We start from the raw sequence: 23,597 nt of genomic DNA on the forward strand, positions 1-23,597 counted from the left end.
TTTTTTATGTCCGCTCACTTACACACTGAGCAATACAAAGTCCTCCTTGGTCACCAGACACTCAGGGCACATCCAGTCATCCGGAATGTCCTCGAAGCGGGTACCCGGCGGGATGCCGGAATCCGGATCGCCGACGGTCTCGTCGTAAATCCAGCCACACACCTGACAGACCCACTGCGGCTTATCTTCAAACACTACCGGAGCAGCCTCCGCCACGACGCCTTTCTCACGCAGGCGTCGCTCAAACGCCAAACGGCCTTTCTGCTCTAGTTCAAAAGCATCCCAGGCGCGTTTGGTCACCCGCTGCTGGCGCTCCGCCGTGGTAGCGAAACGCTGCACCGCCATGCGCCCGAGCGATACATGAAACTTCTCGTCAGGGATGATCTTTCCGAGCATTTGCTGGGTAGCTTTCGGCACCCGAGGCAATAGCCCTTCAAAAGCATTCATCGCGCCCAGCTCACCGGTGATGTTGTGTGCCGCCACCCGTTCCAGCGTATCGTCTCCGGCCGCGTAGAACTCGCTGACCCATGCCACCCATTCAGGCTCCGGCTGCCAGCCTTCCATTGAGGCACCGAGCGTCTTGAGATGCGAGAGCAATAGCTTGTAGTGTTTGCCCTCATCCGCGACCTGCCGGCAGAGGCCGATAAAGACTTCCGACTCCGGCGTATCTCGCAGCCAGGAACCGATAAACCCAGCCGCTTCGCGCTCATACCAGCATTGAAACTGCAGCCACTCGATTAACTCTTCGCGGCCCAGCGGTGCATAACCACCAAAGCTCTTTTCCGCTTCTGACAGCTCGTCACGCCGTGCGGTCAGATCCGCCACCAACTGATCATAGAACTGCACCGAGTCCAGCGTCGGCGCGGCGCTTTCAGCGAGCATATTCATACCGCCTCCTGGAGTTCCGCCGTTACGCCTTTCAGATCATGTACCGCGTCGTACCAGACGCCACCGCGCAGACAACCCACCGCACGCAAACGGCGGCTGGCCTCGATGGTTTCGTGCCCGTCGGATAACTTCACCGGGCCTTCTTCAATACGCAGCACGCTCACTTCCGCCGAACGCCCGACACTCAACTCGCCGTATAGATCACTGCGGCGAATTGCCTTGGCAGCGTTCACCGTGTTCATCTTGATTACATCAACCAGCGGCACGCCCAACGCCCAGATTTTCGACATAGTGGTCGACAGCGAGAACACCGGGCCATCGACGTTGAACACGTTGAGGTCGGTAGAAATGGTATTGGGCAGATAGCCGCGCTCGATCATGCGGCGCGCGGTGCGAAAGTGGAAGTCACCGGCGGAGTGACCAATATCCAGCAGCACGCCGCGCTCGTAGGCATCAATGAACGGCTTGGTTGGCTCACCCTTGTCATCCAACTGACCACCGCCACCACGGCAGGCGTGGGTAATGATGTCGCCCTCGCGCAGTTGATACAGCAGCTTATTGGTTTCCAGCACCGGTGTGTGTGGGAAGGAGCCCAGGTGAATCATGATCGGCAGATCACCCGCAATCTCGTGCGCAGCATCCAGGAAGGGCGAGCGATCCGGGTTGGTGGTAATAGTCGGGCGCACCTTGAACCCGACGATCACATCGCGGTTGGCGTCGATTACCTGTTTGGCCGACTCGATGTCGATATTGCGCTCGTCGTCGGCGATACGCAGGTAATGGCAGATAAAGGTCTTATTGGCCAGATAGATCTGCGAAGGGTCCATCAGCGCCAGCACCTTGGTCTTGGTGTCCGGGTGATCGATGATGGCGCGACGCGCCAACTCGATGATAGTGGTGCTGGCAGTGCCGGCATCGACAATCACCGGCACACCGGAATCCACCCCCATCAGGTCGGTGGGCAGGCAGAAGTCGCCCAGGCCCGGATAGCAGTGAGTGTGAATGTCGATGAGACCAGGCGTGACCAGATGGCCGCTGACATCCTTGATCTGTGCGCCGGGGTATTTGGCGCCAGCATTGACGCCCACCTCTACAATGGCGCCGTCCTGCACCACAACATCGGCTACAGCGTCCAGCCCTGACGCCGGGTCGAGCACCCGGCCACCTTGCAACACCAGATATGCGTTTTGCGCAGACATGGCTATTCCTCTTCACGGAAGACGAGAACCGTACACCAGGGCGGCGTTATGACAGAGGAGCGTCATCTTGACTCAGGAGTCTGATCCAGGAGGTTCTCTCGGCCCGGAAATTCCCTGCTATTCATAAAGCACGTTCTGTACCAGTTGGCGGATTGGTAGCCTGGCCTGGCAATCTGTTCAACCCAAGCGCCATCGCGTGTGCAATCAGAGTGCAGCGATGCGCCAAATCGTCGCAATCCAGTGCATAAATTTCCTGACCAATTGATCGAGAAATCGAAAAACGGCGGTTCTAGCCATGTGGCACGCTGCTTGCTCTCCAGTAAATATTGAATAAATGGTCAGTAAATAAAATCCTCTGGAGTGTGAATATGCACGATACACGTAACCCTCTGATGTCTTCGGCCAAGCGCAATCTGTCCGTGCTGGCCGGTTCGCTGGCGGTAGCTGGCACCCTTGCTTCGCCTGTCATGGCGGCGGATCTGGATGAAGTGGTATTCGGCACCAACTGGTTCGCCCAGGCCGAGCACGGCGGTTTTTACCAAGCCAAAGCGACCGGTATTTACGAGAAGTACGGTCTGGATGTCTCCATCGAGATGGGCGGTCCGCAGGTTAACGGCATGCAGTTGCTGGTCGCTGGCAAGCGCGATTTCTCCATGGGTTATCCGATTGGCAACATCAAGGCCGTAGAAGAAGGCTTGCCGGTGAAAACCGTTGCTGCTGCCTTTCAGGGCGACCCGCAGGCACTGATCGCGCATTCCAACATCAAATCGCTCGAGCAGATCAAGGAAGAAGGCCTGCCGGTCTACATTGCTGCCTTCGCGCACACCACCTTCTGGCCCTGGCTGAAAACCAAATACGGCTATACCGATGACATGATTCGGCCCTACACCTTCAGCGTTGCGCCCTTCTTGGCTGATGACAGCATAGTGCAGCAGGGTTACCTGTCCTCCGAGCCTTTTGCGATGGAGAAAGCGGGCGTGAATCCCTCGGTATTCCTGCTGGCTGACTACGGCTACCCCGCCTATGCCACCACCATCGAAACCACAGACAAGATGATCGACGAAGATCCTGACCTGGTGCGCCGCTTTGTCCAGGCGAGTATGGAAGGGTGGACCAGCTATCTGCAGAACCCGGCGCCCGGCAATGCGCTGATTCAGGAAGCCAACCCGGAAATGACCGATGAGCAGATCGCCTACGGCATCGAGAAAATGAAGGCCTACGGCCTGGTCACCGGCGGCGACGCAGCGGCAGGCGGTATCGGCGTGATGACAGATGCCCGCTGGGAGAAGATTCACGACTTCATGCTGACGGCCGGCCTGGTCGACGAAGACCTCGATATCCATGACGTCTACAGCCTGGATTATCTGCCCAAGGAACCCGTTCTGCCTTAAACGCTGAACCGGCAACCGCCATTCGTCGAACCCTTAAAGAACCAGGGTAGCCCGCGCCAAGCGGCTACCCACGGGAGCAAAAGATGACCTCTTCCAGAGTCACCCCCCTAAAACCTGCCGCAGCCGATCCGGCTGGGGAGCCCACCGTAAAGGCAGGCGCGACCAACGGCCGTCCGGTACTGCAGGTTGAAGGTGTGAACAAGATCTACGCCAATGGCACTGTCGCGCTAAAGGGCGCCGACCTGACCGTGCGCCAGGGCGAATTCGTCAGTCTGCTGGGGCCATCCGGCTGTGGCAAGAGCACCTTGCTGCGCATCATGGCCGGGCTCGGCGACGTTACCAGCGGCACTATCAAGTTCTGGGAGCAGGACTACGGCGTGGTGGGCGACAAGGGTCGAAAACTGGCCTTTGTATTCCAGAACGCCACGCTCATGCCTTGGGCAAGGGTGCGCAAAAACGTGCGACTGCCGCTGGATCTGGAGCACCAGAGCGGCCCTGAAACCGAGCAGAAGATTGACCAGGCTCTGGCGATGGTCGGCCTCAGCGGTTTCGATAACTCATTCCCGCGCGAGCTATCCGGCGGCATGCAGATGCGTGCCTCGATTGCCCGCGCCATGGTCACCGAGCCAAACCTGTTGCTGATGGATGAACCCTTCGGCGCACTGGACGAGATGACCCGTAACAAGCTCAACGATGACGTGCTCAAGCTTTGGCAAAAGAATGGCTGGACCATTGTTTTCGTCACCCACAGTGTCTACGAGGCGGTATACCTGTCCAGCCGCGTAGTGGTGATGGCCGCGCGCCCCGGCCGTATCGTCGATGACATCAAGATCGATCAACCCTTCCCACGCAACGCCGATTTCCGCGTGTCGACCGAGTTTGCCGGCTACTGCCGCCAGGTGTCGCAGGCACTGGAGCGGGCGAGTGCCATGGGTGCGGATCAGGAGCAACGCGCATGAAGCCGCTGATTCAAAACGAACAGTTCGTTAAAATCGCCGCCCCGCTGTTGGTGGGCATTCTGTTTTTGCTGTTCTGGCAGATCGCCGTGGTCGCCTATGAGATGCCCAAGTACATACTGCCCGGGCCAATCGAGATCATGAAATCGCTGATCACCGACTGGAAAACCCTGCTCAATGCGTTGTTGATGACACTGAAGATCACCCTGCTGGCCTTCGTCATTGCCGTGGTGTTGGGCGTCGCGGCATCGCTGCTGTTCATCCAGAGCAAATGGATTGAGCTGAGCCTGTTTCCCTACGCAGTCTTGCTACAGGTCACGCCGGTGGTGGCTATCGCGCCCTTGATCATCATCTGGGTAGACGACACCACCTGGGCGCTGACAGTGTGCGCGGTGATCATCGCCATCTTCCCGATCATCTCCAACACCACCCTGGGCCTGCGCAGCGTTGATCCCAACCTGCTCAGCATGTTCCGTATGTACCGCACCAGCCGCTGGCAGGAGTTGCTGCGCCTGCGTATCCCCGGCGCGCTACCTTACTTCTTTGGTGGCCTGCGCATCAGTTGCGGTCTGGCGCTGATTGGCGCCGTGGTGGCAGAGTTTGTGGCGGGCACCGGCGGTGCCAAGGCTGGCCTGGCGTATCTCATCATGCAGTCCGGCTACAACTTGCAGATTCCGCGCATGTTTGCCGCTCTGGTGTTGATCACCCTGACCGGTATCGCGCTGTTTGGAATCATGGTCTGGTTATCGGACCGGGCGCTGCGTAACTGGCACGAGAGCGCGCTGGAAGTAGAACATTGAGTCGCAGCAACCCCGCCTCGCACACTTACGCTTGGGGGCTGGGTTACCTGCTGCTCGGATTCACCGCGCTGGCCTGGGGGCTGAACTTCCCGATTCTGAAACTGGGTCTGGAGAACAGCCCGCCGCTGCTATTTACCAGCATGCGCATGGCGCTGGGCGCCATCACCATGTTCAGCATCGCCGCCGCGATGGGCGTTTTACGCCTGCCACCGCGCGCCGACTGGCCAGTGCTTTTCTCAGTCGGCATTTTGCAAAACATGGCGTTTATCTCCCTGGTCACCCTCGGCCTGCAATATCTGCCTGCCGGGCGCGCCGCGATTCTCGCCTATACCACGCCCATCTGGGTGGTACCGGCTGCCGCCCTGTTTCTCGGCGAGCGCTTTACCCTGCCACGCGCGGTGGGCGTTGGCTTGGGGTTGAGTGGGCTGCTCACGGTGTTCAACCCGCTATCGATCGGTTGGGACAATCCTGATGTGTTCGTGGGCGGCGGCCTGATCATGCTCGCCACCCTGATCTGGACGGTCGGTCTGGTGCATGTGCGCAAGCACCACTGGCAGGGTGATGTAATGGCGCTGATTCCGTGGCAGGTATTGATGTCGGTGCTGGTCCTGACGCCCATCGCGCTCTATTTTGAAGATCCTGCCGAGATCATTTGGCAGCCAGCCTTTGCCTGGCAGTTGCTCTTCAGCGGCGCAGTCGCGTCAGGGCTGTGCGTTGCTGCACAGGTCGCGGCGATCCGTTCGCTGCCGGCCGTAAGTCTCTCTCTCAGCTCTGCCGCCGTGCCTGCTGTCGGGCTAATTACGGCCAGCCTGTTTCTGCACGAACAACCCACCCGTACCGACCTCAGTGGCTTCGCGCTGATCGCTGCCGGCATTCTGATCGTGGGTCTGGCTGACCGCCGCCAGGCATTACGCACTCGGCGAGCGGCACAGTCCTCCAGCAGCTGAACGGCTGATGGCCTACCCAGCGCGACGCGCTTTGGTCGCGCCCCGCGTCTGTGCGCCGCACCAATAAAGCGCACAGACGCTTCACAACGTGGGTCCTGCCACTCACATCCCTGGTTGACTGCCGTCTGGCACACCCCCGCTTTACGCGCCCTGCAGCGAATTGCGCAGCAAAAAATACAAGCTGGCCCGCATATTGCTCCTGATCACTAAAACCTGCCCAAGTGGTCAGGTTATAAACCAGACACACTATCCTTGGAGAAAGACTATGTTAAAGAAAGCGTCCGGCGTTCTGGCGATGGTCATCGCCATGTCTGCCAGCGGGATTGCAGCGGCAGCCGATGAAGTAACCTACCAACTCGACTGGCTGCCAGGCGGTGATAAAGCGCCAGTGTATACCGGCATCCAGCAGGGCTTCTTTGCCGATGAAGGCCTGGAAGTCAGCGTCGCCAGCGGTCGCGGCTCCACCGACGCCATCACCAAGATCGCCACCGGCCAGGCGGATATCGGCAGCGCCGACATTGGTGCATTGATGGCAGCCCGCGCGCAGGACGACGTACCGGTCAGCGCGGTTTACATGATCTTCAACCAGGGCCCACATGCCTTCTTTGCACTGAGCGACAGCGGCATCAATAACTTCAGTGATATCGCTGGCAAGAAGGTGGCTACCTCACCGTTCACCTCCTCCAACGCCTTCCTGCCATTGGTGCTGGAAGCCAATGACCTGCCCGCTGATGCCGTGTCTCTGACCAAGTCCGATCCCGGCGCACTCGGCCCCATGCTGGTGACCGGCAACACCGACGCCATCATCGCCTGGGTCACCAATATCGCCCTGTTCAAGCAGCAGGCCGCGAGTGCGGGTAAGGATATCAACGTCATTCGCTGGTCAGACGCCGGTCTGTCGCTCTATAGCTCCGCCGTGGTTGCCAGCGACAGCTTCCTCAGCGAGCGTCCGGATGTGGCCAAGCGCTTCATGCGTGCCTTCGACAAATCCCTGCGCTTCACCAACGAGCATCCGGATCTGGCTGCTGCCGATCTGCACACCATGGTGCCGGAAGTGGATGCAGCAGTGGCCACCGCACAGATTGGCGACTCCATGCCACTGAGCTTCAACGAGACCAGCGAAGCCGACGGTCTGGGCACCATGACACCTGAGCGTATCGCTACAACCTGGGAGTGGGTGGCCAAGGCCAACGAGCTGAGCGCTGACGCACTGGACCCGGAAAGCATCGTTAACCGCGACTTCATGCCGGCAGCGGAGTAAGTCATGGAGCACAAAAGCGAACGCGCTTTCGTGCGCATGACGGGTGTGGGACATCGCTACGATCCCACGCCCGGCAGCCCGATGGCGGTGCAGAACATTGACCTCGACATCAACCGCCACGAATTTGTGGCGGTGGTAGGGCCCTCCGGTTGCGGCAAGTCCACCTTGCTGCGTATGGTCTCGGGCCTGCTGGTGCCGAGCGAAGGTGACGTCAGCGTATTTGGCAAAAAGGTGAACGGCCCCCGTGACGACGTTGGCATCGTGTTTCAAAAGCCGACCCTATTGCCCTGGCTGAGCGTTCGCAAAAATGTGCTCTTTCCGCTCAAGCACAAGTTCGGCCGCTACGGCGCGCAGGACGAGAAACGCGCTAACGAGCTATTGGCGATGGCCGGATTAGAGGCCTTCGCCGACAAGATGCCGGACGAACTATCCGGCGGTATGCAGCAGCGTGTGGGTATTGTGCGCGCGCTGTTGCTCAATCCCGACATCCTGCTGATGGACGAACCCTTCTCCGCGCTGGATGCAATGACCCGAGAGCAGATTGGTTTCGATCTGCTGAAAATATGGGATGAACAACCGAAGACGGTGCTGTTCATTACCCACTCGATTTCCGAAGCCGTGCTGCTCGCCGACCGCGTCCTGGTCATGAGCAAGCGACCCGGTAGCGTGCTCGACCTGATCGACATCGATCTGCCACGACCGCGCAATACCCAAACCATCAATAATCCCCGCTTCAGCGAGCTGACTGACCGCATAAGGAATCATATCTATGAGCCAGACGCCCACTGAGGCCGCAGCGCGCCGTGCGCTGTTATTGAATCTATCGCCCTGGTTGTTTTTCGTTGGCCTGATCGTGTTGTGGGAACTGGTCTGCCGAGTATTCTCGCTGCCCAATTACGTGCTGCCAGCACCGACGGCCATCTTCAGCGCCTTTTTTGATGTTGAGTTCAGCCGCTGGATGATGCACCTGTGGGCGACCCTGCGCGTGGCACTGATGGGTTTTGCGCTCTCGATCGTGATCAGCATTCCGCTGGCCATTGCAATGATGCGCTCAGAGTTTCTGTCGCGCACGCTCTACCCCCTGCTGGTGGTAATCCAGTCAACACCGGTGGTCGCAGTCGCCCCGCTGATCATCGTCATGATGGGTTCGGACGACCCCTCTCGCGTGCTGATTACCTGCCTGCTGACCTTCTTCCCGCTGGTAGTCTCCACCGCGACCGGGATCAACGAAACGCCCGAAGAGCTGATTGAACTGAGCCGCTCGCTGGATGCGCCCCTGCGCCGTGAAACCTGGCAGATTCGGATTCCCTACGCCATTCCGCATATTTTCAGCGGCCTCAAGGTGGCTATTACCCTGGCGATCATCGGCGCGGTGGTGGCCGAGTTTGTCGCCGCCGAAGAAGGCCTCGGCTACTTCATCCAGTTCTCTACCTCCTTCTTCAAGATTCCACAGGCCTTTGCTGGCTTGTTCTTCCTTGCCGCCGTCAGCCTGCTGCTGTTCAAGTCGGTGCAATGGACCCAGCAGATCTTCTTCGCCTGGAGCCTGCCGAAGAAAAAATAACCCACTACCGGCGGCCACTGCGCCGCCTGAACCGGCCAGAGTTAAAAGGATTATCTTTGTGAGTCATACCGAACGCGACACCCAGTTTTTGCGCGAAAGTTTCCGCCTGGCAGAACAAGCCGCCCAGCAGGGCATCCATCCCTTTGCCGCCATCCTCGTCGATGCCGACGGCAAGGTGTTGATGGAGCAGCTCAACGCCTTTCTGCCGGAGCATGACATGACCGGCCACGCCGAACGCGTGCTGATGACCCGCGCCAACACTACCTACTCGCCAGAGATTCTGGCCGGTAGCACCATGTATACCTCGGCCGAACCTTGCGCCATGTGCGCGGGTGCCGTGTATTGGGCCGGGGTCGGGCGCGTGGTGTATGGCGCCAGCGAAAAGCGCTTGAAAGAACTCACCGGCAACCATCCGGAAAATCCGACACTGGATTTGCCGTGCCGTACGGTGTTTGCCGCCGGTCAACGCAAGGTCGAAGTGGTTGGCCCATTGCTGGAAGAAGAGTCCGCGCAGGTACACGTCAAGTTCTGGCAAGCCTGATCTGCGCGGCGGGCGTTTAGCTGACTACTTCACGCTCGCCATCGGCCAGCGCGCAAACGGTTTAGCAGGCGTAGAGGCGTAGAGGCGTAGAGGCGTAGAGGCGTAGAGGCGTCAAGCTTGCGCCTTCTGGCTTATCTCTGAGAGCTAATCGGACTAAGGTTTTTTTGCACCATCGCAGTGCGCAGTCTTACAAACTGGTAAGATTGCGCTCCGCAAAAATATGGCCGCCTCAGGCCCCAGCATGACAGGCACCCGATGAGTTCCGCTGATACCGTAATGCAAAGCTATGGACGCTGCTGTGCAGTAAGCGTCTTTTTCGATGACTTCTACCGTACCTTTCTCAGCTCGTCGCCTGATGTCGCGGCCAAGTTCAAGAACACCGATATGCCGGCACAGAAGCTACTGTTGCGCCAGGGCATCCTCAATCTGGTGCTATTTGCACGCGGTCTACCGCCAACCAAACTGCAGGCGCTGGCCAAGTCGCACTCACGCGAGAAGATGAATATTGAGCCGCACCTCTATCACTACTGGATAGAGGCGCTGATCAGCACTATTAGTCAGCACGACCGTGATTGCAACGATGGCACCATCAAGGCCTGGCGTGAGGTTTTGGGCAAGGGCATCGAGATCATGCAGGCGGGCTACTAGGCAGCAGCCCTAGTTTGCTGGTGCACTGACGCGCACCAGCAACAACCGATACCCGCCGCTGAAACCGCCCAGATTGAGTATATCGCCTGGGCGAGCCGCCAGCAGGCGGGCGCCCAGAGGCGAAAAGATCGACACCTGCGCATCAGCGCTGCAGCTGCGCTCGCCAAGTCGCAGCTCGATCAAATCCTGGGTATTCATATCCAGCAGCAATAAGTCGCTGCCCACGCGTGCGCGCAGCGTCACCAGATCACGCTCCAGCAACTCCAGCTTGCCAATCACACTGGCCAACTCGCTTGGCCCCGTTTTGTTCCAGGCAGTGCTGTGCTGCGCCAGGCTGCGTAATGGCTGCTTCACATCGACAATAGACGACATGTCCTTCTCTCTCTGACAGAAAATCACTAGGTAAAATAAGAGGGAAACGCCGGGTACGGTTAAACCGTCCCGGCTTAATTCAGGAAGGCGAGTAGGCTATCGCTAAGCGGGTAAAACCAATACATGATCTGACTCGGTTGTGGTGCAGGCCTCTACCATAGGCCAGCCAGATTTAAATGCAAGCCACTGCGCTCAACGCGCCAAGGCAGCCTTGTAACGCGCAGGGGTTTCACCCTGCCAGCGGCGAAAGGCGCGCACAAAGGCGTTTTCATCGGAAAAGCCGAGCTGCTCGGCAATCTGCGCTACGCTCTGACGCCCCTGCAGCGCGCTACAGGCCATCTGCTGCAGCACACTTTCACGCAGCGCCTTGAACGACAAGCCTTCCTCGGCCAGCTTGCGATTCAGATGGCGACCGCTGAGACCCAGCTGCTCAGCAATGCGCTCCTTGCCCCAGCGCGGATGGCTGCGCACCAAGGCCTGCACCTCGGCAGTCAGGCTGTGCTGCCCCAGCGCCGCAAGGGTTTGATCGGCCAATTGACGCAGGTGATCACGCAGCGCGCTATTGGCCTGAACCTGCGGTAGCTCCAGCTGCTCAACACTGAAGGTAATGCGATTGCAGCCCGCGGAAAAATGCAGCGGGCAATCAATCAGCGCCTGATACTCGGTCGCTAAGGCCAAGGGCGCGTGCGCCAACCAGATACCGCTGGGCTGAAAGCGTCCACCGGTTGCCCAGCGAGTAAGGTTGAGCAGCACCGTCAGCGCTGCTTCGACTCGCTCGGCCTGCCGCACGGCCAGATGTGGCTCATAGTCGATAGCCACCTGATCCGCTTCGCGCAGCAACTGAAACTCGCCACCTGCGCCTATCACCGGGGCGTACTCCACCAGCTCAGCCAAGGCTTCACCCAGGGTGTCGCAGGTCACCAACAGCATGCCCGCGCTGTCGAGGTGGCCAATCTGGATATCCAGCCCCAGCCGCAACCCTACCAGCGGATCAGCCATCAGCGCGCAATAGCTTTCCCACAGTTCATCCTGCAACGCCAAAGGAATGCGCTCGCCGGATCGCAGACGCTGGCAAAGCTGAGCGGGCAGGGCAACGCCATGGCGTTCAGCCGACTGCAGCAGAGCTTGCGCATAAAGTGGTGTGACGCTGTGTTGATCGCTTGGCATGGCGTGAATTGCCGGTTCCTTGTCCCGTTTGGTGCGTTACGCACGGCGGGCAGTTGGCTAGACTCAACATCATAACAACAATGACTCAATCTGGAGCACACCCCATGTACGCTGTTATCGGCGCCGGTCCCATGGGCCTGGCCACGGCTCGCAACCTGCAGAAGCTCGACATCCCGTTCATTGGTCTGGAGCTGAACAATGACGTCGGCGGCCTGTGGGATATCGACAACCCCCACAGCACCATGTACGAGACGGCGCACCTGATCTCCTCTAAACGCATGACCGAGTTCGCCGAGTTTCCGATGGCCGACAGCGTCGCGTTGTATCCGCATCACAGTGAACTCAAGCGCTACTTTCGTGATTACGCACAGCACTTTGATCTGGCCCGTCACTACGAATTCAATACCCGCGTACTCAGCGTCACGCCGGAAAATGGCGGCTGGCAGATCACCACCGAGCGCGATGGCCATCAACAGAGCCGGCACTTCGCTGGCGTGATGATCGCCAACGGCACCCTGCACACCCCCAACCAGCCGCAGCTGCCCGGCGAGTTTGCCGGGCGGATAATGCATTCCAGCGAGTACCGCGACCCTTCAGTATTTAAAGACAAACGCGTGCTGATCGTCGGTTGCGGCAACTCCGGGGCAGATATCGCCGTGGACGCCGTGCACCACGCCAAGTCAGTCGATATGAGCCTGCGCCGGGGTTATTACTTTCTACCCAAATTCATCAAGGGCAAACCAACCGATACCTTGGGCGGCAAACTCAAACTCCCGCGCAAGCTCAAGCAGCGAGTCGATGCGGCCATGATCCGCATGATCATGGGCAAGCCCTCCGACTATGGCCTGCCCGATCCGGATTACCGGATGTACGAGTCGCACCCGGTGGTCAACTCGCTGATTCTGCACCACCTGGGCCATGGCGATATCAAGGCGCGCCGCGATATCAACAGCATGGCAGGCAATAAGGTCAGCTTTGTTGATGGCGAGAGCGGCGAATACGACCTGATTTTATTGGCCACGGGCTATCAGCTCGACTACCCCTTTATCGACCGCAAGCACCTCAACTGGCCAGCACAAGTTGATGCACCGCAACTGTATATGAACGTGTTCCATCCGCAGTACGACAACCTGTTCATGATGGGCATGATTGAAGCTGCCGGCCTCGGCTGGGAAGGGCGCAATCAGCAGGCGCGGCTGGCCGCGCTCTATATCCATCAACGCCAGCAATGCAGCCCGGCCGCACTGCAGTTTGCCGAAACCAAGCGCCAGCAGGCGACCAGCAATCTGGATGGTGGCTATGACTACATCAAGCTGGCGCGCATGGCCTACTACGTCAACAAGGACGCCTACCTCGCGGCGCTGAATCAGCACATCACCGCGCTCGAGGCCGAACTGCAAGCCAGCACGCCCGAGCCGGTTGCGGCGACATGAGCGGGCCACTGCCGATCCAGTTTGATCCGGCCAGCCTGATTCTGCTCAACATCATCATGGCGGCCATGATGTTTGGTGTGTCGCTGACGCTCAAGCTGGAGGACTTCAAGCGCATCATCAAAGCGCCGGTCGCACCCCTGGCCGGGTTGTTTGCGCAGTTTCTGCTGCTGCCGCTGGCCACCTGTCTACTGACCTGGGTGCTCAACATCGATCCCGAACTGGCGCTGGGCATGATCCTCGTGGCCTGCTGCCCCGGCGGCAGCTTCTCGAACGTGATGACCTGGCTGGGCAAGGGCAATGTGGCGGTTTCGGTCAGTATGACGGCGGTCTCCAGCCTGGTTGCCACCGTGCTCACACCGCTCAACTTCGCCTTTTACGGGTGGCTCAACCCGCACACCCGCGAGTACCTCACGCAGATCAGCCTGCAACCGGGCAGCATCCTGCTGATTGTGTTGCTGGTACTGGCCTTGCCTCTGGTACTGGGCATGCTCAGCGGTAAGCGTTGGACAGCGCTGGCGCTGCGCAGTGAAAAGCCGCTACGCATCGTCTCGCTGCTGGTGTTTCTCGGCTTTGTCGGCATTGCCTTCAGTAACAACTTCGACCTCTTCATCGAACGCTTCAACAGCTTCTTCTGGCTGGTGGTAGCGCACAACCTGCTGGCGCTGTCATTGGGCTACGCCATGGCGCGGCTGATGAAGCTGCCGGTAGGCGACCGCCGCGCCGTGACCATGGAAGTGGGCATTCAGAACTCGGGATTGGGGCTGGTGATCCTCTTTACCTTCTTCCCGAATGCCGGCGGCATGATGCTGATTACCGCGTTCTGGGGCACCTGGCATCTGGTATCCGGGCTGACCCTGTCGCAGATCTGGGCCTACCAGAGCCGCCGCGAAGACCATCTACAACAGCTTGCCGCCCAGCGCGGCGCAGAACAGAGTCAGTAAGCCATGAGCAAACGCATTCTGATTACCGGCGCCGCCGGTTATATCGGCCACCAGTTGGGTAACCGACTGGCGCAGGACTTTCATGTTATCGGTACCGACCTGCGCAGCCGCGATGATGTGAACTTTCCGCTGCAGATCATGGATATTCGTGATCGCGAGCTGGGCGCGCTGTTGAAACAAAACGGCATCACCCACGTGGTGCATTTGGCGTCCATCCTGCAGGCCTCCAAAGACCGCGCGCGCGACTTTGATATCGACGTTAACGGCACGCGCAATGTGCTGCACGCCTGCATCGAGGCTGGCGTGCAACACCTGACCGTCACCAGCTCCGGCGCCGCCTATGGCTACTACGCCGATAACCCGGAGTGGATCGACGAGAGCGACGCCATTCGTGGCAACGCCGAGTTTGCCTACTCCGATCACAAGCGCCAGGTGGAAGAACTGCTCGCCAGCTTCCGCAGCAAGCATCCCGAGCTGCAGCAACTGATCTTTCGCCCCGGCACCGTGCTCGGTAGCGAGACGCGCAACCAGATCACCGGCCTGTTTGAAGCCAAACGGATACTGACCATCAAGGGCAGCGACTCGCCCTTCGTGTTTATCTGGGATCAGGACGTACTCGCCGCCATGGAAATGGGTATTCGCGAAGACAAGCACGGCATCTACAACATGGCCGGTGATGGCGCCCTGACCCTGCACGAGATCGCCAGGCGCCTGAACAAGCCCACCCTGAATCTCGCCCCCTGGGTACTGAAAAGCGCCCTGCAGGTCGCCAAATGGCTGGGCAAACCGACGGGTCCGGAGCAGATCAACTTTCTGCGCTACCGCCCGGTACTCAGTAACCGCAGGCTGAAGGACGAGTTTGGCTATCCGCTACAAAAAACCTCAGCCGAAACCTTTGAGTTTTTTGTTAACGCGCGGGGGCTTAGGCGCTAGCGCGCAAGCTGCAAGCTGCAAGCTGCAAGCTGCAAGCTGCAAGCTGCAAGCTGCAAGCTGCAAGCTGCAAGCTGCAAGCTGCAAGCTGCAAGCTGCAAGCTGCAAGCTGCAAGCTGCAAGCTGCAAGCGTTAACAGGATGGCGGTCGGGTTTAGCCCGTCAAGCTTTATTTGAACGCCGTGTGGGCTTCTAGCTTCTAGCTTTGAGCTTGAGGCTTGAGGCTTGAGGCTTGAAGCTCAGCGCTTCCAGCTCCGCCCAATAACAAAAACAACGGAGCCACCCATGAAAACGATTCTGATCACCGGCGCCGCCTCTGGCCTCGGCTGGGCTATGGCCCAGCAGTGGTTTGCCGCCGGGCACCGTCTGGTACTGGCGGATATCAACGCTGATCTGCTAGCCGAGCGCGAGGCGCAACTCAACGCGCCCGAACGGGTGCTGGCGGTGGTTGCCGATATCACCAACGCCGACGACATCCAAAAACTGATCCAGGCCACCGAGCAGCAATTTGGCCGGCTGGATCGGCTGGTCAATAACGCCGGTATCACCCATCGCTCGCCAGCGCACCAGACCGATCCGGCGGTGTTTCGCAAGATCATGGCCGTAGACTGGCAGGGCCCGGTCGAGCTGACGATGGCCGCGCTACCGCTGCTGCGCGCCAGCCGCGGCGAGATTGTCTGCATCGGCTCCATGGCGGGCTGGATGCCAGTGCCGGGGCGCGCCGCCTACTGCGCCGCCAAGGGCGCGCTGACCCAGTTCTTTGAGGTTTTGCGGCTGGAGCTGGAGCCCGACGGCATCCATGTGCTGATGGTCTATCCCAGCTTTCTCGATACCCCCATCGAGCACAACGCTCTGGGTAAGGATGGCAAGCCCGCCAGCCATGCGCGCTCCATGGTCGGCGGCATGCGCAGCGCGGAATGGATGGTCGAGCTGATCGACAAAGCGCTCGCAAACGGGCAACGTTGGCTGCTGCCCGAGCCGGTGTCGAAATTCGGCAGCCTGCTCTGGCGCTTCGCCCCGGCGCTGTATCTGCGTCAGGTACGCAAACGCTTTGCCGGAGACCTGAGATGAGTCATTCATGAGCCTGTTAGACCCCTGGATCTGGCTGGGTGTTTTCATCCTGCTGGCCTACACCATAGAAGCCATCACCGGTTTCGGTAGCATCGTCATCGCCCTGTCGCTCGGCGCGCTGCTGCTACCTATCCCGGCCATGTTGCCAGTCCTGGTGCCGCTGAATATCTGCATGAGTGGCTACCTGGCGTGGCGTAACCGCGAGCACATTCAATGGTCGCTGCTGCTCAAGCTGATTCTGCCTTTGATGCTCATCGGTATGCTGCTCGGCTACGGTCTGCGCCCCTGGCTCGACGGCCAGTTGCTCAAGGCATTGTTTGGCGTGCTGGTGCTCTGGTTCGCTGGGCGCGAACTATGGCGTATGTTCAAAGGACTCAACAGCGAAGCACATCCGCGCTGGCTTAGCCGCCTGCTCACGCTGGGCGCCGGCGTCACCCACGGTCTGTTTGCGTCCGGCGGCCCGCTGCTGGTCTATGGTCTGGCCGGCACCACGCTGGACAAGAGCAAACTACGCGCCACCCTGATCAGCGTCTGGTTCTGCCTCAACGGCAGCATGACGGTGCTCTTTCTGCTCGACGGCAGTCTGCTACCCAACCTGCCGCGCATCGCCAGCTACCTGCCGCTATTGGTCATCGGTGTGCTCTTGGGTGAGTTTCTGCATCACCGCCTGAACGAACAGCGCTTTCGGCAGATGATTTACAGCTTGCTGCTGGTGACAGGGGCGTTGCTGCTGGGTAAGGCAGTGCTCTAATCCGTGCACAGGTTCGAGTTTTTTGTTAAGGCGCAGGCCTGTTAACCATCCTCGTCGGCGCAAAATCGGCAACCGGTCACACGCCAAGACACGCAGCCAAAAACCAGTTGGCAAGCTCCTCGCCAGGCGGCACTATCCTGCTAACTGCAGTTCCGCAGTCCCCTTACTGGAGGCATGGATGCCTGGCTGTCGCCGTGCAAGACACTTACCCCGTTCAACCTTTGCCACTGACAATGCGCCGTCCGGTTTTGCTACCCGGATGAAACGCATGCGACCGCTATGCCAAACGCCACTCTTACTACCGCTCAAACATCGCTGGATTAACGCATGAAAAAGTTACTGTTTGTCATCCTGTTGGCTTTTGCCGGCTGGAAAATGTATACCGAAAAACTGCAGCCACAGACTCCGACGATAACGAGTTACGGCGATAGTGGCACCAGCCAGGTATCCAGCAGCCGCGTCACACCCACGCCACCCACACCACCGAAACCCAATTTCAGTTGCGACGGGCGGCAGCACTGCAGCCAGATGCGGTCGCGCGCAGAGGCCGAGTTTTTTACCCGGCACTGCCCCAATACCAAAATGGATGGCGACCGCGACGGTATACCCTGCGAGAACGACTCACGGTTCTAGCCGACCCCGGGTCCGCCTGGCGCAGCGGCGCAATGGCAGTGCCAGGTTGTTCATCCCAACGCACAACAGGAGTTTGAATGCATTGCCCAAAATGTAAAAACATGGACCTCAAACCCACCAAGCTGGACGACAGCTTGCCGGTGATGGGCTGCACCTCGTGCGAGGGTTCGCTGCTGTCATTGTTGTATTACCGTGACTGGGCCGAGCGCGTAACGCTGGAGACCAGCGACGCCGACTACAACAGTGAGGTAGTGCAGGACGCCGATAGCAAAACCGCCCTGAGCTGCCCCAAGTGCGCCCGACTGATGACCAAGTATTCGGTGACCGGTGCGCTCAATAACCGGATCGATCTCTGCAGCGGTTGTGATGAAGCCTGGCTCGATGGCGGCGAGTGGCAGCTACTCAAATCCCTGGCGCTGGCCAACAAATTGCCCAGCGTGTTTAGCGATCAATGGCAGCGCAAGGTGCGCCAGGACCAAACCGAGCTGGCCCGCATAGAGCGGCTAAAAAAAGTGGTTGGCGAAGAGGATACCGAGCGCGCCATAGCCGCCCGACAGTGGCTCAGCAATCACCCGAATAAAGCCGCGATTGTGCAATTTCTGGCCGTTGAGTAACACCGGTTGGCGTCATCAACCCAACCAATACCCACCCGATAGAGAGTCTTATGAAGTTTAAAGTACTGATTGTTGTGTTTTTGGCCGCGCTTATCACCGGCTGCGCAGATCCCTTGCCCCCAGAGAAGATGGCTTACGCTGGCGAATGGCAAAGCAGCGAGATGGCCCTGCTTATTCTGACTGACGGCACCGTCGCCTATAAACGCCTGAAAAACGGCGGAACCACCTCGCTCAACAGCCAGGTAAAGGAGTTTCTGGGTGACGATTTTGTGGTTGGCATTGGCCCCTTCACCACCACCTTTGATGTGACTGAACCACCCCATTTGAACAATGGTCAGTGGCAGATGGTGGTCGATGGCGTGCGCCTGACAAAAGTTGTTCAGTAACCGCCATGGATAACCGAATCTACTTCAAGAACAACCCTTGGCCGGAAGGCCATGCCGTCAAGGATTTCTGCTGGACTGCCGAGGTACGCGAGGGCATGGTCTGGTTTCATTTTCATCTGGAAACCGACGACTACTACGCTGAACGTGATATCGACGATGGCGAAGATGAGGAGTACGACAGCGACTGGCAAGCTCCCATCGTCTGGGGCAACTATCACAGATGCACACTATCGACCAATGAGTGGCACGACGGTGGCTTCAAGGTCTGCCCAGAGGCTGAGTACACTGAAGCCCTAGTGGATGGCCTTGAGTTGGAAGTGGATATGCACCCCGACGCTATAGAAGATTGGGACGACTTTGCCTTTCACATCTACCTGCTCGGTCACGATGCCGCAGCCCGGCACCAGATCAAGTTTATCCGCACCGGCCCCGCCACGTTCGATATCGAATGGTCTGGCAAGATCGCTCAAGCCTACGTGGGAGACTACAACTTCAAGTACGATTTCAGCACCCGACTGGCGGGCGTCAAAATGCCCGAGCTGACTGCCGCTCAATAGTGCGCGTGCGATATGGCAGTAGCCGACGCAGCGCGTCTGGACTGCATTCCCACGCGGAGCGTGGGAACGATCAAAAAGCGAACTAGAAGCATTAAAAACCCCGCGCCGTTGCGCGGGGTTTTTATTTTAGCGCAACAGCCATATTACATTTCGGGCCATACCGCGATATCGATGATGCCCTCTGGCAGGTCAGCGATCATGCCCAGCGAGGCGGGTGCACCAGTGCTCAGATCGACCGTGTGCAGAGTGCCATTGGCCAGCACATAAGCGGTGTTGCCACCCTTGCCGTCACTGGCGATGTCCATGGCGGCAGCGTCCAGGCCTTTGGCCAATTCACCGACGGGTTGCTGCACGCCATCATTCGGCGGGTTTTGTAGCATCAGCATGCCGGTGGCCAGATCGACGGTGTAAAGCTCGGTTTTCTCAGTCCCGGCAAAGGAATCAGTGTACGCGCCGGCAACCACTTTCGGCATCATGCTGCCGTGCTCGGAACCTTTGGCATAGGCCACGCTGCCATCCGTTGCGACTTCACCTGTCTCAACATTCACACGGAAGTTGGTGCCATCGGCGGCCAGCAAACGCAGACGATCCGCCTTGGGGTTGAAGTCGACCACCGCATGCTCGCTACCGGGGAGTGCAGAGTTCAGCATCGCACCCGCGGTGGCTTGGCCGGTGGCCGCATCAATGGTGTACAGCTGGGTGCCGCCGCCCAGTGCGTAGAGCATGCCGTTGGCCGGGCGGACGTCGATGCCGCGCAGGTCACTGGCGCCTTCAACCGGCATGCTGGCGGTTACACTCAAGGTATCGGTATCGATCTTGTGCAGCATGCCGTCTTCACCGAGGGCCAGCAATTGGGCGGCGCTGGCAGTGCCGGCGGCCAGTGTCAGTGAGGTGGTCAGGATTAGTTTATTAAAAGTATTCATCTGTGATTCCTCGCATTCATGTGGTGATGGGCTTGACCCATCCAGCTGGGTGCTTTGTAAGTCACCTACTAGCTAATACCCGCGAGGGTTGGGTTTGGATGTCGGGGGATGAAAATAAATTTTCTGGGGTTGTGTGAAGAGCTGAGCGACGGCCAGTCAAAACTACTGGTGATCATTCACTGGCTGCGGTTTTGGAGCATCATTTGTTTGGCTCACTTCCGCTTTCGCCCTTAGGCGAGCCAAGGGGGAATGCTTGCCCATCCCCCCTTAGCGATCCCCCGGGGCACCCAGCTGCGCGGCCCTTCGGGTTCGCTGCGTTGCTCGATCTGCCGGGGGCCCTCGCAAACTCGCTTCGCTCAGACACCGCGAGGACCTTTTCCCGGCAGCTCTGCGCTACTCGCCCGCTCAGATGGGACTATTCAGTCCGTGCAGCGGTGGGTTTTGGTGTGCAGGTTTGTGCGAAGTAACCAAGCCCGACAGGACTCCGATCTCCGGCCTTTCGTCCCCCTTCCAAGCTGTCGAGTAACGCAGGGGTTGAGCGATTAAGCCGAGGAATGTTGGGGGGCGCCTAGCCTGAGCGAAGCGAGTTCCGCAGGCGCGCTCAACACCGAGTAACGCAGAGAAGCCGAAGGCCAGCTTGGTGGGGTGGCCTTTTTTTTGGTTACTTTTGTTTGGCCACGCAAACAAAAGTAACTCGCCAGCCAGGCGAAAGGCGAACGTAACGTTACCCTCAATAACCAGACTTAAATCCGCCAACTCCCCGAGAAGCCCACGCTAGTTACCCGCAATAAGCACCGCCCGCCCAATATACAAAACCGGCCCCGTCGGCCGATCCAACGGCGACCCACCCGACGGCTCAAGCGTCAGCTCAAACAACTGCCCGGCCTGCACGGCCCCAATCTGTTCAGCACTCAGGGTCGTGCCTTTACCCGGCTCGATCAAACCCAACGAGCGCGGGCCATCTTTGGGATCAATAAGGGTCCAGAACTGTACGCTGCGATCTGCCGGGATCTGATCCGCCACCAGCGACTCCAGCTTCAAGGTACCGTCGCCATCGACCGTTACCACCCAGCCCGGCTTGGCACTTTCCCCCGGCACCTGCAGCACTGCCGTGAAACTCGCGCCGACGGGTGCTTCGCGCAGCACACCGGGCAGCCAGCTAAGGAGTACCAGCAAAGCCAGCGCACCGCTGGTCAGACGCCACAAGCCAAGGCTGTTCCACCAACGGGTGAAGCCGTCAGCAGGCGTGCCGCGCGATGCGGGCGCCCAACCCAGGCTCTGTTGCACGCGCTCCCACAACACCAGTGAAGGGGTTTGCGGCGGTAGTTCATCTGCTAGTTCGAGCAGGTGTTGCTCCCACTCCAACGCCATGCGCGCGGCATCGCGGTCATGCGCGATCAACTCGCGCACCGCGCTGGCCTCGGGCCCTTCGAGCAAGCCCAACACATACTCGCCGATCAAGGCCCGACGCGGCTCAACTGCCTCTGGAATCATGCCTGCAAACACTCCTGCAATGCGCGTAGACCGGCGCGGATGCGTCCCTTGATGGTACCCAGCGGCGTAGTCAACCGGCTGGCAATCTGTTCATGGGTAAGGCCCCGATAAAAGGCCAGCAGGATCGGATGGCGACGCGGGCGCTCCAGGTGGCGCAAGCACCGGCGCAGCTCACGGCTTTCCGACTGATCACTGGCGATATCTTCTGCCTGCGCACTGTCATCCGCCATCTGCTCGATAAAGCCATCGTCGGTCTCGACCAACCGTCCGCGAGTACGCAACTGATTCAGCGCCCGATAACGCAGGATGCTATAAATCCAGGCGCGTCCCTGACCCAGCGAGCGATCAAAGCGATCAGCGTTATGCCACACCTTCACCAGCGCATCGTGCAAACAGTCCTCAGCCTGATCACGCCGCCCCAGCAAGGTAATAGCCAACCCAAGCATCTGCCCCGCCTCACGCTGATAAAGCCGCTGAAACGCATCCTTATCACCCCGCGCGCAGGCCTCCAGAGTGCCCTCGTAATCAAACTCGCTGTCTGCCATGCCCGGTTCCCGTACTCAATCGCCATTCCGTTCATGCAGGCTATACCCGCGAACCGCACTTATGGATGTCGGTCAGTGAAATAAAGTGGGGAATTAGTGTGTAATTGTTTCGCTGGGTCGCACGCCATCAATAGCTCGCAGCGCTGGTGGTAACAACGAGTTTCGCTAGTGCGAGCGCTCCCTCAACCGAATAACAAAGCTACTCGGCTCAAAAACAGCTTGGATTAATGCAAGCGCAGTTGATCAAAACAGGGTTGGCAAGCCAGCCAAAGCGTAGCACTATGCCAGTAACTGTTTTTACAGACCCCTTTCTGGAGGCACGGATGCCTGACTATCCCAACCCACAAAACCAAACGCCCTGCCACTTGCTGGCCAGAGACATATCGTCGTGCCTGCACGCAGTCATAATGGACTTATATCGCACGCAGTTTAACGTGAGGGATAACAGCATGAGCACGCACAAGTAATTGATAAAAAACAAGAACCGAGTCATTCGTCGCGCATGTTATACCGCGTAATAACGCAGCGTGCGATCTAATCACTGTTAAGGCTCTTCTTGAGGGCTTTTCATGTAATGCTAATATACAGAAAAAATAATCGAGGCCTTTATGTCTAAGGGGTTCTTTGAACAAGTTGCAGCCGACAAAAGCCAATTAGGGTTTGATTACCAAGACCTTGTGTGCCTGGAGTATCTTATTGATATAAAACAAGGAGAATCCGTTGGGTTGGAGGTCTTTGATGATGTACATCACGCAAGGATTGATGGTGGCAAAGCTCTAATTCAAGTTAAACACTCAATTAACGATGGAGCCGCTCTCACAAATAGAGATATTGATCTTTGGAAAACGCTACATCATTGGAGTAAGGCGTTAGATATTCTTGATTCAAGTAGTATTGAGTTCATATTTTTTACAAACAAGAAAAAAACAAGGCAGGCAGGTATTGTCCATTTGATGCACCTTGAACAATCAAATATGCCTGCTTTATTTGACGCCATTAGTGAGACTAAATCAGATCTTGACTCTAAAGAAGAGGGCAAGGCCGATGCAGCAGCAGAAAACCCGATAAAGCAATATGTTGATTATATATATGCCTTGAGCGATGAAAAAAAGAGAGAGCTATTTAGTAAAATAAGCATCATTTTTTCTGCCGAAGATATTTTCTCTCGCTTGGCCAAGAAAATCGAATTTTTTTCTATCAGTGAAGACAAGTCATTAGATGTTGTACATCAAATCATTGGTGTCTTTGGAGAGAAAAAATACAGACTCATAAAATCCAATAAAAAAGTATCGATAGATTACGATACATTCAGAAAAGAGTTTCAGTTTGACCGAATTATACAAATATCGCAGGATAGAAAGATTGATTTCAGTAGGTATCACCAATTCAAAAATATAAATACAATTGATCCCAAAAATGGATTGTTTGCTAAACAGCTCGCTGATATAGATATTCCAGAAGAAGGGCGGCGGCAAAAACTGAGTGCAACACCTGACCTTTCCGGTACGGTGCTGCCCTATGTCTTATTCCGAACTCAGCGTTGCAGAGCGTGCCACCATTCAAGTTAGTCATGCCCAAGGCCTCAGCTT

At 58.1% G+C, this 23,597-nt stretch carries 26 protein-coding genes; 19 read left to right on the top strand and 7 right to left on the bottom strand.

Translation table 11 applies throughout. The features are described from left to right. Positions 1-18 precede the first annotated feature (18 nt). Positions 19-888: a rubredoxin gene (locus EF096_RS20890; protein ID WP_372237856.1), complete on the bottom strand. Its 870-nt coding sequence runs from the start codon at positions 886-888 to the stop codon at positions 19-21. Then, entirely contained in the window at positions 885-2,087 is a 1,203-nt protein-coding gene (locus EF096_RS06845) for an amidohydrolase/deacetylase family metallohydrolase (protein ID WP_123888879.1), read from the bottom strand. Before EF096_RS06845 ends, EF096_RS20890 begins: the two co-directional genes overlap by 4 nt. Positions 2,088-2,455: 368 nt before the next feature. On the opposite strand from EF096_RS06845, the gene EF096_RS06850 reads away from it, so the two are divergent. The 9 genes from EF096_RS06850 (at position 2,456) to EF096_RS06890 (ending at position 10,192) form a co-directional block, all read left to right on the top strand. Continuing rightward, a complete protein-coding gene (locus EF096_RS06850; protein WP_123888880.1) occupies positions 2,456-3,478 on the top strand; it encodes an ABC transporter substrate-binding protein in 1,023 nt (340 codons plus the stop codon). A gap of 83 nt (positions 3,479-3,561) precedes the next feature. Next, positions 3,562-4,437 carry an ABC transporter ATP-binding protein gene (locus EF096_RS06855; protein WP_123888881.1) on the top strand — a complete coding sequence of 292 codons (876 nt, stop codon included), beginning with the start codon at positions 3,562-3,564 and terminating at the stop codon, positions 4,435-4,437. Then, entirely contained in the window at positions 4,434-5,234 is an 801-nt protein-coding gene (locus EF096_RS06860) for an ABC transporter permease (RefSeq protein WP_123888882.1), read from the top strand. The genes EF096_RS06855 and EF096_RS06860 overlap by 4 nt, the downstream gene beginning before the upstream one ends. Then, positions 5,231-6,181 carry a DMT family transporter gene (locus EF096_RS06865; RefSeq protein ID WP_123888883.1) on the top strand — a complete coding sequence of 317 codons (951 nt, stop codon included), beginning with the start codon at positions 5,231-5,233 and terminating at the stop codon, positions 6,179-6,181. Before EF096_RS06860 ends, EF096_RS06865 begins: the two co-directional genes overlap by 4 nt. Positions 6,182-6,446: 265 nt before the next feature. After that, positions 6,447-7,442, top strand: a complete 996-nt coding sequence (locus EF096_RS06870; protein WP_123888884.1) for an ABC transporter substrate-binding protein — start codon at positions 6,447-6,449, stop codon at positions 7,440-7,442. A 36-nt stretch (positions 7,443-7,478) separates the two neighbouring features. Continuing rightward, positions 7,479-8,231, top strand: coding sequence for an ABC transporter ATP-binding protein (locus EF096_RS06875; RefSeq protein ID WP_372237857.1), 753 nt, complete (start codon positions 7,479-7,481; stop codon positions 8,229-8,231). After that, positions 8,212-9,003 carry an ABC transporter permease gene (locus EF096_RS06880; RefSeq protein ID WP_123888886.1) on the top strand — a complete coding sequence of 264 codons (792 nt, stop codon included), beginning with the start codon at positions 8,212-8,214 and terminating at the stop codon, positions 9,001-9,003. Before EF096_RS06875 ends, EF096_RS06880 begins: the two co-directional genes overlap by 20 nt. Positions 9,004-9,061: 58 nt before the next feature. Further along, on the top strand, positions 9,062-9,544 hold the full coding sequence (locus EF096_RS06885) for a nucleoside deaminase (RefSeq protein ID WP_123888887.1): 483 nt from the start codon (positions 9,062-9,064) through the stop codon (positions 9,542-9,544). A gap of 255 nt (positions 9,545-9,799) precedes the next feature. Further along, positions 9,800-10,192 (top strand): globin, encoded by a 393-nt coding sequence (locus tag EF096_RS06890; RefSeq protein ID WP_123888888.1) that lies wholly within the window; start codon positions 9,800-9,802, stop codon positions 10,190-10,192. Positions 10,193-10,201: 9 nt separating this feature from the next. Here EF096_RS06890 and EF096_RS06895 read toward each other — a convergent pair whose 3' ends face one another. Both EF096_RS06895 and EF096_RS06900 read right to left on the bottom strand, forming a co-directional pair. Then, the gene (locus EF096_RS06895; RefSeq protein WP_123888889.1) at positions 10,202-10,564 is read right to left on the bottom strand and encodes a hypothetical protein; all 363 of its coding nucleotides are present in this window, start codon (positions 10,562-10,564) and stop codon (positions 10,202-10,204) included. A 192-nt stretch (positions 10,565-10,756) separates the two neighbouring features. Beyond that, positions 10,757-11,731, bottom strand: a complete 975-nt coding sequence (locus EF096_RS06900; RefSeq protein ID WP_123888890.1) for an AraC family transcriptional regulator — start codon at positions 11,729-11,731, stop codon at positions 10,757-10,759. A gap of 104 nt (positions 11,732-11,835) precedes the next feature. On the opposite strand from EF096_RS06900, the gene EF096_RS06905 reads away from it, so the two are divergent. The 9 genes from EF096_RS06905 to EF096_RS06945 all read left to right on the top strand — a co-directional run bounded on the left by EF096_RS06905 (position 11,836) and on the right by EF096_RS06945 (position 19,046). Next, positions 11,836-13,164 carry a flavin-containing monooxygenase gene (locus EF096_RS06905; protein ID WP_123888891.1) on the top strand — a complete coding sequence of 443 codons (1,329 nt, stop codon included), beginning with the start codon at positions 11,836-11,838 and terminating at the stop codon, positions 13,162-13,164. Then, the gene (locus tag EF096_RS06910; RefSeq protein WP_123888892.1) at positions 13,161-14,105 is read left to right on the top strand and encodes a bile acid:sodium symporter family protein; all 945 of its coding nucleotides are present in this window, start codon (positions 13,161-13,163) and stop codon (positions 14,103-14,105) included. Before EF096_RS06905 ends, EF096_RS06910 begins: the two co-directional genes overlap by 4 nt. 3 nt (positions 14,106-14,108) lie before the next feature. Further along, positions 14,109-15,038 (top strand): SDR family oxidoreductase, encoded by a 930-nt coding sequence (locus EF096_RS06915; RefSeq protein WP_123888893.1) that lies wholly within the window; start codon positions 14,109-14,111, stop codon positions 15,036-15,038. Positions 15,039-15,319: 281 nt separating this feature from the next. Beyond that, entirely contained in the window at positions 15,320-16,105 is a 786-nt protein-coding gene (locus EF096_RS06920; RefSeq protein ID WP_123888894.1) for an SDR family oxidoreductase, read from the top strand. Positions 16,106-16,112: 7 nt separating this feature from the next. Beyond that, entirely contained in the window at positions 16,113-16,856 is a 744-nt protein-coding gene (locus EF096_RS06925; protein WP_123888895.1) for a sulfite exporter TauE/SafE family protein, read from the top strand. 327 nt (positions 16,857-17,183) lie between these two features. Next, positions 17,184-17,489, top strand: coding sequence for an excalibur calcium-binding domain-containing protein (locus tag EF096_RS06930; RefSeq protein ID WP_123888896.1), 306 nt, complete (start codon positions 17,184-17,186; stop codon positions 17,487-17,489). 77 nt (positions 17,490-17,566) lie between these two features. After that, entirely contained in the window at positions 17,567-18,103 is a 537-nt protein-coding gene (locus EF096_RS06935; protein ID WP_123888897.1) for a TFIIB-type zinc ribbon-containing protein, read from the top strand. Positions 18,104-18,153: 50 nt separating this feature from the next. Continuing rightward, the gene (locus EF096_RS06940; RefSeq protein WP_123888898.1) at positions 18,154-18,489 is read left to right on the top strand and encodes a hypothetical protein; all 336 of its coding nucleotides are present in this window, start codon (positions 18,154-18,156) and stop codon (positions 18,487-18,489) included. 5 nt (positions 18,490-18,494) lie between these two features. Beyond that, a complete protein-coding gene (locus EF096_RS06945; RefSeq protein WP_123888899.1) occupies positions 18,495-19,046 on the top strand; it encodes a hypothetical protein in 552 nt (183 codons plus the stop codon). A 143-nt stretch (positions 19,047-19,189) separates the two neighbouring features. Here EF096_RS06945 and EF096_RS06950 read toward each other — a convergent pair whose 3' ends face one another. The 3 genes from EF096_RS06950 to EF096_RS06960 all read right to left on the bottom strand — a co-directional run bounded on the left by EF096_RS06950 (position 19,190) and on the right by EF096_RS06960 (position 22,008). After that, a complete protein-coding gene (locus tag EF096_RS06950) occupies positions 19,190-19,969 on the bottom strand; it encodes a DUF4394 domain-containing protein (RefSeq protein WP_123888900.1) in 780 nt (259 codons plus the stop codon). 774 nt (positions 19,970-20,743) lie between these two features. Further along, on the bottom strand, positions 20,744-21,463 hold the full coding sequence (locus EF096_RS06955; RefSeq protein WP_123888901.1) for an anti-sigma factor: 720 nt from the start codon (positions 21,461-21,463) through the stop codon (positions 20,744-20,746). Further along, the gene (locus EF096_RS06960) at positions 21,460-22,008 is read right to left on the bottom strand and encodes a sigma-70 family RNA polymerase sigma factor (RefSeq protein ID WP_123888902.1); all 549 of its coding nucleotides are present in this window, start codon (positions 22,006-22,008) and stop codon (positions 21,460-21,462) included. The genes EF096_RS06955 and EF096_RS06960 overlap by 4 nt, the downstream gene beginning before the upstream one ends. Positions 22,009-22,616: 608 nt before the next feature. Between EF096_RS06960 and EF096_RS20260 the strand changes: the two genes are divergently transcribed. Beyond that, the gene (locus EF096_RS20260) at positions 22,617-23,576 is read left to right on the top strand and encodes a hypothetical protein (RefSeq protein ID WP_123888903.1); all 960 of its coding nucleotides are present in this window, start codon (positions 22,617-22,619) and stop codon (positions 23,574-23,576) included. Positions 23,577-23,597: the final 21 nt, after the last annotated feature.

The organism is Pseudomonas neustonica, assembly GCF_003797945.1.
GTDB lineage: Bacteria > Pseudomonadota > Gammaproteobacteria > Pseudomonadales > Pseudomonadaceae > Halopseudomonas > Halopseudomonas neustonica.